The sequence below is a fragment of the Planococcus plakortidis genome (assembly GCF_001687605.2).
GTDB lineage: Bacteria > Bacillota > Bacilli > Bacillales_A > Planococcaceae > Planococcus > Planococcus plakortidis.
Window position 1 is genome coordinate 619,857 of record NZ_CP016539.2, and the last position, 13,845, is coordinate 633,701.

Here is a 13,845-nt window from a genome sequence, read left to right on the forward strand (position 1 = left end):
GAAAGGGGGAGTGCGATAATGAATCCATTTTGGAAAACGCTGGCCCTGGCAGCCGTCTTGCTTTTGCTCGGGGCTTGCGGCGGACAGACGTTCACGAACGGCGAAGAGTCCGGATCATACGCCGGCATCCTGATGGTGGAAGGCGAAGAATATCTATGGGAAGGCGAACTGGATGGCAGCGAATACAGCGAATCCGCGCGGCTTGGTGCCATCACCCAATCGACCGAACCGGAAGTCATGCCGACTGCCGATTTTTCTTCCAACTTCCTCGCTGAAGGCGCCGAGATCTACACAAGCAACGAAGACCCCGACGTGCTCCTCGCCAAACGGCAAGACGGCAGCTGGGATGTGTTCAGGAAAAGTGAAGGACAGGAATAGCGAAACTGCATCCGATCGGGTGCGGTTTTTTTGTGGGATGGGGAGGGTTTTTTGCGGAAAGGAGAGGTTTATTTGTGGAATGAGGCGGATTATTTGTGGAATAAAAAGTTTATTTGTGGAATAGAGCGATTTATTTGTGGAATGAAGCAGGTTTTGTGAAATAGAGAGTTTGTTTGTGGAAAGGAGAAGTTTATTTGTGGAATGAAGCGGATTATTTGTGGAATAAAAAGTTTATTTGTGGAAAGGAGAAGTTTGTTTGCGGAATGAATCAGTTTATTTGTGGAATTAAGATATTGTCATATTTTATCGATTGGGTATTCGCTGCCCCTGCTTTTTATTGGTGGTGTGTAGATAAAGATAGGGAAAAATCGCTTGCCGGCACGCGGCGTCAGGAATGTTGGTGCTTGGACCAGAAATTTGATTGGTGGATCAGAACTAATTAACTTCCATTCATTTGCGTAGCAGAATGCCCGAACACAATGAAATTTGGGCACCTGTCCCGGGCAGCTGAAAGCGCGGTGTCCTGTCGCATCAGCTGCATGACCCGCCACTGCGAGCCCTAAGCAGCCTCCTGGAACGCAGCCGAAAAGCGCAATCTTCTCCTCTCGCTTCTTTTCAATCCCACACACATTCATTTCCAACAAACAGATGCAAAATAATGGGGGATGGTGTAATCTGAAAGCCAAGCAGATCAACGGAAAAGGATGAATGTATGATGAAACCGACAGTCAATGCCAAGGATGTCGCAAAGCTCGCAGGGGTCTCCCAGTCCTCAGTTTCACGCGTGTTTTTCGACGGAGCGAAAGTCACCGAAAAAACCCGCCAAAAAGTGTTGGCCGCAGCCGAAGAGCTTGGCTACCGGCCGAATGAATACGCCAGAAGCCTGATCACCAACAGTTCAAAAATCATCGGCCTGGTCATGAAAGGCGTCCAGAACCCCTTCTATCCGCAGGTCCTCAAGCAATTCACCACTTCGTTCAAAAAGCACGGCTATAGCGTCTTGTTCGTCCATACGAACAATGACGAAATCCAAAGCGACGACATCGACACCTTGCTCAATTACAACGTGGCGGGAGTGATCATCACGGATGCGTCGATGTCGATGAACGTCGCAGAAGCGTTTCAGGCCAACCGCATTCCGCTAGTCTTTTTCAATCGCAAACTGACAAGCAGCCAATTCCATTCGGTGTGCTGCAATAACTTGAACGCCAGCCGTAAAATCGCTGAATACCTGGTGGCGGGTGAAACGGGGGAGATGGTGTATATTTCCGGAAACGAAGACACCTCGACGAGCCGTGAGCGCGAACAGGGATTTGCGGAAGTATTGAAGCAGCGGGGCATCGCCTATAAAAAATACACCTCGGATTTCAGCTATAACGGAGGTTACGAAACCGCGCAGAAGATCCTGTCGGAAGGAGCGGCCCCATCTGCCGTTTTTGCGGCGAACGATATCATGGCGCTCGGTGTCCTGGATGCCTTCCGCAAGCAAGGCGTCAAGATTCCCGAAGACGTCAAAGTGATCGGCTTCGACAATATCGACATGGCTTCCTGGCCGGCGTACGAACTGACGACGTGGGAACAGCCGATCGAAAAAATGGTCGATGAAACGGTAAATTATTTGCTGTCGGAAATCGGCGAATACACGGGCCGGGCGCGGGCTGTCGAAGTGGAAGGAAGCTTCGTGGAAAGAAAAACCACATAATCTGTGGTTGACTTTCTGAAATAATTAAAATATTCTTGTTCTTAACAACAGTTTTGCATACGTATTCAAAAAGAGCTTGTAGCTTGATTTGAATACGTATGCAAGAAATCAGTAATGGAGGTTTTCATAATGGTCAAAGTATTGAAAGCAGGGAAATCACAGGAAGAAGTGAGCGCAAACGATTCGAAAGTATCGCAGATCGTTGCAGAGGCGTTGAAGGACGTGGAAACGCGCGGAGACGCAGCGGTCCGTGAACTGTCCGAAAAATTCGATAAATGGGCGCCTGAATCGTTCCGCTTGTCTGATGCGGAAATAAATGAAATCGTTTCCAAAGTTCCAGACAGCGTCATCGAAGACATCAAGTTCGCACAAAAGAACATCAAGGCGTTCGCCGAAGCGCAGCTCGATTCCTTGAATGATGTCGAAGTGGAACAGATCCCGGGTGTGGTTCTGGGGCATAAAAACATCCCCGTCAACAGCGTCGGCTGCTACATCCCAGGAGGCCGCTACCCGATGGTCGCTTCCGCCCATATGAGCGTTTTGACAGCGAAAGTCGCTGGCGTTAAACGCGTCATCGCATGCACACCGCCGATCAACGGCGAAATCCCGCACGCGACGATTGCGGCGATGTCCCTTGCCGGAGCGGATGAGATCTACTTGCTCGGCGGCATCCAGGCAATGGGAGCGATGGCGATCGGCACGGAAACGATCGAAGCGGTCGACATGATCGTCGGGCCGGGCAATGCGTTTGTCGCAGAAGCGAAGCGCCAGCTTTACGGCCGCGTCGGCATCGACTTGTTCGCCGGGCCGACCGAAACTTTGGTCGTTGCTGATCATACGGCTGATGCGGAAATGGTCGCCACCGATATTCTCGGGCAAGGCGAACATGGGCCGACTTCACCGGGAGCGTTGATCACCACTTCAGAGCAGCTCGCGAACGAAACCGTGAAAGAAATCGAACGCCAATTGGAGACCTTGCCGACAGCGGACGTCGCGCGTGTATCCTGGGATGATTACGGGCAGATCCTGCTTGTCGATTCAATCGAAGAAGCGCGCATCGAAGCGGACCGTTTGGCATTTGAACACGTCGAGATCCTGACGGAAGATCCGGATTACTTCCTGGAACACATGACCAATTATGGGTGCTTATTCCTTGGTCCGGAAACGAACGTCGCGTATGGCGACAAAGTCATCGGCACGAACCATACCTTGCCGACAAAAGGCGCCGCCCGCTACACTGGCGGACTATGGGTCGGGAAATTCATCAAGACCGTCACCTACCAGAAAGTGACGACACCCGAAGCAAGCGCCTATATCGGGGAATATGCAGCGCGCTTGTGCCAATTGGAGAATTTCGCAGGGCATGCCGAGCAGGCACTCCTCCGCGTCAGAAGATACGGCAAGAACTAATTCTATTTAGGTGGTATGGGAGGAATAACAGATGCTTGGTTTCATCGGCATGTTTGGTGGATTGATTTTACTCATTGTCCTGACGATGCGCGGCATGAACTTGCTCATCGCAGCGCCGCTTACGGCATTGTTCGTGGCGGTATTGAACGGTTTGCCTTTATTCCCGCAGCTTGCGGGAGATGGGGCAGCCAATTATTTGACGAATTATATGGACGGCTTCACCGGCTTTATCGCGTCCTGGTACTTAATGTTCCTGACCGGGGCGATTTTCGGGAAAGTGATGGAAGACACGGGCGCTGCCGACAGCGTTTCGCGCTGGATCGTCGGCAAGATGGGCATGAAACGCGCAGCGCTTGCGGTCGTCCTTGCCTGTGCCGTCCTTACATATGGCGGTGTCAGCTTGTTCGTCGTCGCGTTCTCGGTGTACCCGATGGCGCTCAGCCTCTTTAAACAAGCGAATTTGCCGCGCCGTTTCATTCCGGCGGCACTCGCTTTCGGTTCGACGACATTCACGATGACGTCTGCCGGCTCACCGGAAATCCAGAACTGGATCCCGATTGAATTTCTCGGCACTTCGCCGTATGCCGGCTGGGAAGTCAGCGCGATCGTCGCAGTGTTCATGATGGTCTTCGGTTATTGGTGGCTGACGAAAATGATCAACAAAGCGAAAGCGAAAGGCGAAGAGTTCGAATCACGCCCAACCGACCCGGACAATGAATCGCGCAAAGAATTGCCGAACCCGCTCCTCAGCATGGTTCCGCTTCTTGTCGTCCTTGGGTTCTCGTACATCTTCCATGATTCGCTCGGCACTTCCGCGTTGATTATCGCCTTGACTGGCGGGATCGTCTCGACTTGCCTGATCAACATCAAATTCATCCGCAATTTGAGCAAAGCGCTCGGCGACGGCGCAATGGGAGCGGTCATCGCGATCGCCAACACCGCCGCAGTCGTCGGCTTCGGCGGAGTCGTCAAAGCGACGCCATCTTTTGAAGCAGCCGTCGATGTCATGACCGGCATCCCGGGCAGCCCGTTGATCGGCGGGGCACTCGCTGTCGCGGTCATCGCCGGGCTCACCGGATCGTCTTCTGGCGGCCAGGCGATTGCGCTTCCGCTGCTCGCGCCCCATTATCTCGATATGGGCGTGGACCCGGAAGCCTTGCACCGGACCGTCGCCATTTCGTCCGGCTCGCTTGATTCCTTGCCGCAAGGCGGTTACGTCGTCACGACGATCCGCTCGATCGCGGGGGAAACCCACCGCGACGCCTATCCGGCATTCGGCGCATTGTCCGTTGTCGTGCCGCTTCTCGGTGCGGTACTCGCTGTGATTTTATTCTCAATCGGCCTATAAGATTCACATGCCCAACAGCTATCCGATTCGGAAGTTGTTGGGTTTCCTTGTATCATCCATCCTAAAAAAGAGGTGAACTCATATGGAGAAATTGACAATACTCGGAGCGGGAACGATGGGGCATTCGATCGCCCTGTCCGCGGCCTGGTCCGGCCACACGCCGACCGTCTACGGGATCAACGAACAGGACGTCACGAATGCGGACAAAGGCTTGGCGCAAAAACTGGCCGTCATGGCAGACAATGGCTTGTTCGATAACAATGAAGCGCAGGCAATCCGCGAGAGAATCCTATTTACGACATCGCTTGAAGAAGCGATAGGAGAGGCGACATTCATTCTCGAAGTCGTCCCGGAAAAGCTGCAATTGAAACGAGACTTGTATAAGCAATTGGAAAGCCTCGTCGATCCTTCGGTCATCATCGCAAGCAACACATCAGGTTTCAAGCCTTCGCTGCTCGCTGAAGGAATGAACCATCCGGAACGCTTCATCGTCGCCCATTTCTGGAACCCAGGACATTTGATCCCGCTTGTCGAAGTCGTTAACGGGGAACGGACCCAAGAAGAAGCGACCGCACGCACGATGGCCTTATTGAAGGCGATGAATAAAAAACCGATTCTGCTGAACAAGGAATTGCCGGGCTTCATCGGCAACCGCCTGCAATATGCATTGTTCCGGGAAGCGCAAGCGCTGTTGGATGCGGGCGCTGCGAGCAAGGAAGACATCGATGCCGCGGTCACTTACAGCATCGGGCGGCGCCTTCCGGTAACGGGGCCGTTGATGACGGCGGATATGGGCGGGCTCGATGTGTTCTCGGCCATCTCGAATTATTTATTCGAAGACTTAGCGGACGATCAGCGCTCCGGCAAAATCTTGTCAGAGTTGGTCGACCAGCACAAGCTCGGCGATAAAACAGGGCAAGGCTTCTACGAGTGGGCGCCCTACGTGTCCGAAGAAATCAACCGCAAACGCGAGCAGACCTTGATCCAGTTTTTGAAAAACGATTTGGAACAGGAGGGCTAAGATGACAAATTATTTCGCTGAACTCAAAGGGCAAACGGTCGTCGTCACCGGCGGCAGCAAAGGCATCGGCAAAGACATCGCGCTGACATTCGCCGAACTCGGCGCAAACGTCGCGATTTCCGGAAGAAACGAGGAAGCGCTCGCAGCCGCGCTTGAGGAACTGCGTGCCCATAACCCGAAGTGCATCGCGGTTGCAGGCGATTTGAGCGATATTGGTGAAGTGAGAAAATTGATCGATACCGCGGCCGAGGAGTTCGGCACAATCGACGTGCTCGTCAACAACGCCGGCGTCAATATCGCGAAGCCAGCGTTGGAGGTGACGGAAGAAGATTGGGATGCGGTGCTCGATTTGAACTTGAAATCCGCCTTTTTCGCTAGCCAGGCAGCAGCGAAATACATGCTCGCGCAAAACAGCGGCCGCATCATCAACATCGCGTCGCAAATGGCCTTTGTCGGTTATATCAAGCGCGCCGCGTATTGCTCGAGCAAAGGCGGCATGGTGCAGATGACGAAAGCGCTCGCGGTCGAATGGGCGAAGCAAGGCATCCGCGTCAACGCCGTTGCGCCGACATTCGTTGAGACGGAGTTTACGGAGAAGATGTTCGAGGACCAGGCGTTCAAAGACGACGTCAACAGCCGCATCCTGCTTGACGGCCTGTCGCAGCCGAAAGACACATCCGGCGCGGTATTGTATTTAGCGTCTAATCTATCGAATTTCGTCACCGGCGAAACGATCAAAGTCGACGGCGGCTGGACCGCGATATAAGAAGAGTGATGTGTGGCATTCAGATGAAGATAGCGAGGGTTTGGGTGTGGAAGTGTTTTTGGATTCTATTAATGCTTCAGCAATATAGCCGCTGCCTTGCTTTGGGTTGAGCTCCCGCCGTAAGTCAAGAAGAACACTTGTCTTACGGCTTCGCTTCACCCTGGAGGCTTGGCAGCTGAGAGATTTCATTGCATCTAGATTGTTTAAATGGATTTGCTTCTGTAATCAGTTGCCGTCTAGCGGGGGAATCGCTTCCCCGGGTGATAGTTAAAGTAAGATAGCGAGGGTTTGCTTGTGGAAACGTTTCGGTTTTCTGGTTGAGCATCGTCTTGGCAGTCGCCGCCATGCTTTGGGATGGCCTCTTGCAATAAGCCAAGAAAAGCACTTGTCTTATTGCGTCGGCTCACCCTTGACGCTTGGCGGCTTGGAGATTTCGTTACATGTTGCTTGTTTAAAGTGATCTGCTTCTATACCTAGTTGCCGGCTAGTGGGGGAATCGCTTCCCAGAGTAAGCTTGAAGCAGATAGTGAGAGTTTGTCTGTCAAACTGCTTTGGTATTCGATTCGAGTATCATGTGGGTAGCCGCTGCCGTGCTTTGGGTTGAGCTCCCGCCGTAAGCCAAGAAGAACACTTGTCTTACGGCTTCGCTTCACCCTGGACGCTCGGCAGCTGAGAGATTTCATTGCATCTAGATTGTTTAAATGGATTTGTTTCTGTAATCAGTTGCCGGCTAGCGGGGGAATCGCTTCCTGAAATGAGGCATCCATCTAACGGGAATTGAATCAGAAACTTTGTTGATCATAGGGATGAGCGAGAGTTCATTTTCTGTTCTATATGAAACGATGTACAAAGTATAGTGCATTTCCAGATGTAGCTTAGATAGAATGAAGAAATATTTTTCCGCTCTAAAGGCGGAGGCGAAGCGAAAGGTGGGGACGCCTGAAGGATCAGCGGGTTTGAGAGACCCCGCAGGAGTGCGTACTTTGCACGACGAGGAGGCTCGATTCCCGCCCTTAGGCAAGCATCCACCTGCAGCGCAGCCTCAAACACTAAACGATTTCCATATGTAAAGTGGCGATCCATAATCATATCTCCACAGAGAAAGCCTCCCGGTATCGCCGGGAGGCTTTCTTCTATTTTATGCTTCTTGCGTGTCGATCGTTGTTTCTTCTGTCAAGCCGTGCTTTTTCTCGGTTTCTGCGACCATCAATGCACAAGCCGCATCGCCGGAAATATTGATTGCGGTGCGGGACATGTCAAGCAGGCGGTCGATCCCGAGCACAAGCCCGATGCCTTCAACCGGAAGGCCGACACTCGACAGGACCATCGCGAGCATGATCAGCCCGACACCAGGAACGCCGGCTGTCCCGATACTCGCAAGCACAGCCGTCAAGACGACCGTCAGCAATTGGCCGAAAGTCAGGTCGACCATGAAGGCCTGGGCGATGAACATCGTCGCAGCCCCTTGCATGATCGCCGTGCCGTCCATATTGATCGTTGCGCCGAGCGGTTGGACGAAGGAACTGACCGACTTCGGAATCTTCAAGTCACGTTGCGCCACTTCCATCGATACCGGAAGCGTGCCCGTGCTGCTCGATGTACTGAAAGCGACCGTCATGGCCGGCATAAAGGTCTTGAAGAACCAGACCGGGCTCTTTTTCGCCATCAGCCACACGGTGCCGCCATAGGTCAAGATGGCGTGGATCAAAAGCGCGCCGATGACGACGAGCATATAGGAACCCATCGCCTGGATCGCCGCGAGGCCTTGCGAACCGATCGCCGTGGCAATCAAGCCGAATGTGCCGTACGGGGCAAAACGCATGACGATGCCGACAAGGTACATCATGATTTCATTGCCCTGTTCGACGAGATTCAAGATGCCTTTCGTCTTGTCGCCAAGCGCGGTAAGCGCCAGGCCGACAAAGACCGCGAAGACGATGATCTGGAGCATATTGCCTTCGGTCATCGCTTCAAGCGGGTTTTTCGGGATGATGTTGAGCAAGGTGTCGGCGATCGACGGGGCATCGTCCGGGCTGTAAGTCGCCGCGTCGATATCGAAATCACCTGCAGCACCTGGCTGGACGAGTGCAGATAAGCCGAGCCCGATGGTGATGGCGATGGTCGTCGTCACGAGGAAATACGAAATCGTCTTGATGCCGATGCGGCCCAGTTTCGCCGGATCGCCAAGCCCTGCAGTTCCGAGGACAATCGACAAGAACACGAGCGGCACGACGAGCATGCTGATAAGGGCAAGGAAAATCTGCCCGACCGGCACGAAAACGTAAGGATTGAGTATTTCGAAAACTTCAGGCGCAAAAAGATTTAACAGCAAACCTGTGATCGCACCTAAGATCAAGGCACTGATGACTTTAAACGTTAAGCCTTTCTTTTTCTTCAATTCATCCACCAACTTTCTTCATTTAAGGAAACGCATAAAAACAAGTGTAACCGAAGCGGAACAAAAGCAACAGTTTCAACAGACCTCTCTGCTTGGAAAGGGATTCCCTAAAAAAATGCAACTATTCTTATAGATCTGTCGTCTATCATGATAGAATTACGGCGAAAAGAGGTAAAAATATGGTTAAGAAAGCAGTCATCGCAGGCGGCACGGGGTTCATCGGAACGTACTTGAAAGAAAAATACGAGCGTCTCGGCTACCGCGTTCACATCATTTCCAGACAGTCAGGGCATATCCAATGGGACGACGCACGCGCCATGAAAGATGCGCTTGACGGGGCCAAACTGGTGATCAACCTCGCCGGGAAATCCGTCAATTGCCGCTACACCGAAGCGAATAAACGCGAGATTTTTAATTCCCGCACCGAAACGACCGAGACGCTTGGCCGAGTGATCAAAGCATGCAGCACCGCTCCCGAATTATGGGTCAATGCCAGCACAGCCACGATTTACCGCCATGCCGAAGACCGCCCCATGACGGAGCGGGATGGGGAAATCGGGCGCGGATTTTCCGTAGCCGTCGCGAAAGCCTGGGAAGACAGCTTCTTTTCATGCCACTTGCCGGACACGCGCCAAGTGGCATTGCGCATCGCCATTGTCCTCGGTGACGGCGGCGTCATGGAGCCGTACCGCAAGCTCGTGAAATACGGGCTCGGCGGCAAACAAGGAAGTGGCCGGCAGATGTTCAGCTGGATCCATATCGAAGACTTGTACCGCACCGTGCGTTTCATGCAGCACCGCGATGAACTGTCGGGCGTCTTCAACGCATCCGCGCCGAATCCGGTCACGAACCAGGAATGGATGAAAATGCTGCGACAATCGATGAACCGCCGTGCCGGGCTCCCTGCATCGAAATGGATGCTCGAAACAGGCGCAGCCGCACTCCGGACCGAAACGGAATTGATCCTGAAAAGCCGCTGGGCCGTGCCGGAGCGGCTCGTGCGGGAAGGTTTCCGCTTCCGCTATCCGGGCCTCAGGAGCGCGCTGGCTGACTTGAATAATTAAGAAACGCAGGCATTCAACAGAATGTCTGTATTTTTATGCGCAATTCTGCACCAGGTAGGGTATGCTAAAGACAAACAGACTTTGGGGGAAATAGCCATGAAAGAACGTTTGGATCCGATCCATGCAGCAAAAGTATTTGTCGAAACGAATTTCCGCCATTGCCGTGGTGCGCTGCTTGCGGGAAGCGTCGTGCGCGGGCAGGAGACGGCGACTTCGGACCTCGATATCGTCGTGTTCGATGAAACCTTGATGAACTCGTACCGTGAGTCCTTGTTCGCGTTCGGCTGGCCGATCGAAGTATTCGTCTACAATCTTACGTCGTATAAAATATTTTTCGAAAACGACCGGAAAGCCGCCAAGCCAAGCATGCCGCGCATGGTCAGCGAAGGCATCGTCCTGAAAGACACCGGCATCATGGAAAGCATCCAGCAGGAAGCGAAAGCCTTGCTCGAAGAAGGGCCGGAACCGTGGAGCACGGACACGATCCGCACGAAACGCTATTTCATCACCGATGTGCTCGACGACTTGCGGGGCAGCGAAGACCGGAAAGAACGGCTGTTTTGCGTCAACACGCTGTCGGATTTGGTGAGCGAATTCATCTTGCGCACCGAGCGCAAATGGATCGGCTCGTCCAAGTGGGTGATCCGTTCACTCGAAGCGCACGACCATGAACTGGCAGTCCGCTTTGTCGAAGCCTTCGAGCATTTTTACTGGACCGACGAAACGGCGCATATCATCGAATTCGTCGAAAGCGTGCTCGAGCCATACGGCGGCCGCTTGTTCGACGGGTTCTCGATCGGGAAAGCGGAAGCGGAGAGGAAGCCGGAGAAGCTTTGAGGTTATGATTCAAGAGGATTTAGTTTTTATGAATGAATGACACAACTAATAAAACAGGACATATTATGAAAAGAAGTGATAGGAAAAGCTTTCGTTTTTCGACTGCGTTCCAGGGGGCTGCTTGGGGCTCGCAGGATGCGAGTCATGCAGCTGATGCGACAGGACGTCGCGTTTTCAGCTGCCCGGGGATGGGGCGGGTGCCCGGCCAACGTGCCAAAGAGCGCGGCACGTTTGTCTCGCCAGCCCGCGCGGTCCCACAGGCGTCAGCCCCCTTCCACTTCGTCTCTAGTTTTAGAGTATAGGATCTCTGCTTCAGCATACTCAATATGAGATGTAGAAGAGCATCATGCTTTGCAGCTCAAGGTGCCTTAATCACAGGGCTTACAATTATTCGATCAAGTACGTCTATAATGAAATAAAATTCGCCGTCAAGTGAACATTAGGACGGCGAATTTTAATATAAAAATAAATAAAACCTCTCTATATTAACCGAGAGCTTTCATAAAAAAACACCGCTAAAAGCGATGTTAGTTGTCAGTAGTTAATAGTAAATTTTCAGTTTGGCCATTCCATGTAATTTCTACTTCAATTTCCTCGTCCTCTTGAATAACAGCGCATCCTTCACAACTACTTCTCCCGGTATCCGCGGTTCCTTCATTTAGTGTAATTCCTGTTCCTTCTGAACCGCTTCCACTGGCTTCTATTTCATAATCTATCATTTCAGGTGCATTGCCTTCTCCTACGTATTTAATTGTTCCGCTTTTTTCTTGATTTGTCCCATCAGAAACGTCCACAACATAAAACACATCCCAGTTTTCACTGCTGCCCGAGAAGTTGTATCTATCACCATCTACACATCCACTTAAATCGAACGCAAGAACCAGAAGTCCAATTATCTTTTTCATAAAGCTCCCTCCAATCTTTGATATAAGTTCTACTTAATGGGAGCTGTTCCCTGTTCTTCATTATTCTACCTTATTATTCAGAAAATATTCACAATATCTTTCATAAAACAATGGTTTTACTTGATTATTGTGGGGCAATGGAAAGTTGAATAGGTTGTTTACATTTTTAGCGTTGAAAACACTGATTTTGTGCCTAGGTGGCTAAACTCTGGAGATCACACGGAAATATGTTTCGCCGATTCCAATGCAGATTGTTTTTGCAGAAGAAATTTCAATCCGACACCCATTTTCAATCCGCCATCTATCAGAGCAAACACAAGAAAAGGGACATCCACAAGCAGTAAGCCAAGTGCACCGTTGCCAATTGTCAAAATGGCGAGCACTACCATCCAACTGCCTTGAGAGAAATAAAAAAGGACGAAATGGATTCCGACGGCAATGAACAGGCTCAGCCAAAATACTCTAAGGTCCGAAAAGCCGATGACGAGTCCGCATGCTGTACATAAAGCAACATTTAGAAAAATTGCCCAGTTATCCAGCTGATCTTGAAACTTAGAGTTTTTGCCGTATGCCAGTTTCTGGTTCACAAAAGGCAATACCAAAATCAACATGAATCCGATCGCATAACCGAACCCAAGCAATATAGGGTGAACGAGCAGTGGCCCTCCGGCAAATGCGGCGGCGATAATAATCATTCCGATGTAGAGAAGCCAAACCCCACTTGTTCGTTGAGTGGGGTATTTAATTGGATAATCCGATTTAATCGTCAAATGCTATTCCTCCCGCTTTATAATAAGTTCTAATGTCAGATACGAATCAAGGCCATAAAAGTTTCCTGGAAATCTTCGGCATAAAAAAACCTTCACCGTGCATGAGAAATCTGCACGATGAAGGCTTTTTTTTATTAATACATTTCCAAACGCTGCAATTCCTGCCCGTCTGCATCGAGCAATTGAAGCGGGATCGGGCGTTCTTCGGGTGCGTTCTCGGTAAACCAGACCGCTTTTCCGGCAAGCCCGGTTTCTTCCATTAACTCGCCCGGGAAGCGTTCGCCGAGCAAAAGTTGATCAGCCGGCATTTCGCCGATCTGCACGTGGCGCCCGTCTGCCGGGTCGAACAGGCCGTAGACAAAACCGTCTTCATGGCTCATATAATTATCGATCCGGTCGGGGTCATCGAACGAAGGGATGGTGCCTTCACTTCTCGTCTCGAGCCGCCAGCCGAACCACGATTCCGTCGCCGTCGCCGCGCCGAAATGGCCATCCCCGCGGATGAAGAAAAACAGCGCGCGGCCGTTCAGTTCATACACAGGCGTCAGCACCAAATCATCGTCACCGTCGCGCACGGCCTGTTCCGCCGTCTCGACGGTATCCGAGCTCCACACGAGCGCAATGATCAAGGCTGCAGCGAGCACGAGGCCGATCAATACGAGCATGCGTTTTTGGATTAAATTTTGTAGGGTCATCCATAATTTCCCCTTCCGTATCTCGTTGCTTCCATTATACGGTATTTCATTCGATAGGGGGAAATGAAAAAACGCCCGGATGCACCGGGCGTTTTCGTCAGTCTTTTTCCGTCAAGAACGTGATGACCATAAACAAGGCGAAGGCGAACAGCAACAGCGTGCCGCCGACGATGAAGAAGATCAAGACGAACGTATCGTTCATATTGAACGGATTTAAATTATAGAACCACATGCCGGCGGTCAGACCGACTGCCCCGATCATCGCAAGGAATCCGTGGATGGTCACGAGTTTTTTGTACTTCACCGTATACAGGCGGTAGAAAACGCCCCAGGCAAAGACCGATAGCCAGCCGACGAGCAGGATGTGGGCGTGAATCGGGCGCAGCGCGTAATCCATCTGGCCGGCCATATGCGAGCCGAGATACGTCCCAAGCAAACCAAAAATCGCCGAGAACTGGATCAGGCGCAGGCTCCATTTTTTCTCTACTGAATTATTGCGCGGTGTAGCTGTATTGTTCATGTAAATCCTCCTATAGCTTTTGGGCACAGCG

General features: G+C 51.7%; 14 protein-coding genes. 9 read left to right on the top strand and 5 right to left on the bottom strand.

What is annotated here, in order from left to right:
* Window positions 1–18: 18 nt before the first annotated feature.
* From BBI15_RS03270 to BBI15_RS03300, 7 genes are all read left to right on the top strand, one after another.
* Window positions 19–378: a hypothetical protein gene (locus BBI15_RS03270; RefSeq protein ID WP_068872184.1), complete on the top strand. Its 360-nt coding sequence runs from the start codon at window positions 19–21 to the stop codon at window positions 376–378.
* Between the two features lie 194 nt (window positions 379–572).
* Window positions 573–821 (top strand): hypothetical protein, encoded by a 249-nt coding sequence (locus BBI15_RS03275; protein WP_068872185.1) that lies wholly within the window; start codon window positions 573–575, stop codon window positions 819–821.
* Window positions 822–1,090: 269 nt separating this feature from the next.
* A complete protein-coding gene (locus BBI15_RS03280; RefSeq protein WP_068872186.1) occupies window positions 1,091–2,080 on the top strand; it encodes a LacI family DNA-binding transcriptional regulator in 990 nt (329 codons plus the stop codon).
* A 129-nt stretch (window positions 2,081–2,209) separates the two neighbouring features.
* Window positions 2,210–3,490 carry a histidinol dehydrogenase gene (gene hisD / locus BBI15_RS03285; RefSeq protein WP_068872187.1) on the top strand — a complete coding sequence of 427 codons (1,281 nt, stop codon included), beginning with the start codon at window positions 2,210–2,212 and terminating at the stop codon, window positions 3,488–3,490.
* A 31-nt stretch (window positions 3,491–3,521) separates the two neighbouring features.
* The gene (locus tag BBI15_RS03290; RefSeq protein WP_068872189.1) at window positions 3,522–4,838 is read left to right on the top strand and encodes a GntP family permease; all 1,317 of its coding nucleotides are present in this window, start codon (window positions 3,522–3,524) and stop codon (window positions 4,836–4,838) included.
* An 82-nt stretch (window positions 4,839–4,920) separates the two neighbouring features.
* Window positions 4,921–5,859 (top strand): 3-hydroxyacyl-CoA dehydrogenase family protein, encoded by a 939-nt coding sequence (locus BBI15_RS03295; RefSeq protein WP_068872191.1) that lies wholly within the window; start codon window positions 4,921–4,923, stop codon window positions 5,857–5,859.
* Window position 5,860: 1 nt separating this feature from the next.
* Window positions 5,861–6,625, top strand: a complete 765-nt coding sequence (locus tag BBI15_RS03300; RefSeq protein WP_068872193.1) for an SDR family NAD(P)-dependent oxidoreductase — start codon at window positions 5,861–5,863, stop codon at window positions 6,623–6,625.
* Between the two features lie 1,138 nt (window positions 6,626–7,763).
* Here the strand turns inward: BBI15_RS03300 and BBI15_RS03310 are convergent.
* Window positions 7,764–9,032 carry a dicarboxylate/amino acid:cation symporter gene (locus tag BBI15_RS03310; RefSeq protein WP_237150904.1) on the bottom strand — a complete coding sequence of 423 codons (1,269 nt, stop codon included), beginning with the start codon at window positions 9,030–9,032 and terminating at the stop codon, window positions 7,764–7,766.
* 170 nt (window positions 9,033–9,202) lie between these two features.
* On the opposite strand from BBI15_RS03310, the gene BBI15_RS03315 reads away from it, so the two are divergent.
* A complete protein-coding gene (locus BBI15_RS03315) occupies window positions 9,203–10,087 on the top strand; it encodes a TIGR01777 family oxidoreductase (protein ID WP_068872197.1) in 885 nt (294 codons plus the stop codon).
* Between the two features lie 96 nt (window positions 10,088–10,183).
* Window positions 10,184–10,924 (top strand): nucleotidyltransferase domain-containing protein, encoded by a 741-nt coding sequence (locus BBI15_RS03320; protein ID WP_068872198.1) that lies wholly within the window; start codon window positions 10,184–10,186, stop codon window positions 10,922–10,924.
* Between the two features lie 527 nt (window positions 10,925–11,451).
* Here BBI15_RS03320 and BBI15_RS03325 read toward each other — a convergent pair.
* The 4 genes from BBI15_RS03325 to BBI15_RS03340 form a co-directional block, all read right to left on the bottom strand.
* Window positions 11,452–11,829: a hypothetical protein gene (locus tag BBI15_RS03325; protein WP_068872199.1), complete on the bottom strand. Its 378-nt coding sequence runs from the start codon at window positions 11,827–11,829 to the stop codon at window positions 11,452–11,454.
* Between the two features lie 215 nt (window positions 11,830–12,044).
* Window positions 12,045–12,599: a DUF6609 family protein gene (locus tag BBI15_RS03330; protein ID WP_157101613.1), complete on the bottom strand. Its 555-nt coding sequence runs from the start codon at window positions 12,597–12,599 to the stop codon at window positions 12,045–12,047.
* Window positions 12,600–12,733: 134 nt separating this feature from the next.
* On the bottom strand, window positions 12,734–13,294 hold the full coding sequence (locus tag BBI15_RS03335) for a hypothetical protein (protein WP_068872201.1): 561 nt from the start codon (window positions 13,292–13,294) through the stop codon (window positions 12,734–12,736).
* 97 nt (window positions 13,295–13,391) lie between these two features.
* Window positions 13,392–13,814, bottom strand: a complete 423-nt coding sequence (locus BBI15_RS03340; protein ID WP_068872203.1) for a hypothetical protein — start codon at window positions 13,812–13,814, stop codon at window positions 13,392–13,394.
* Window positions 13,815–13,845 lie beyond the last annotated feature (31 nt).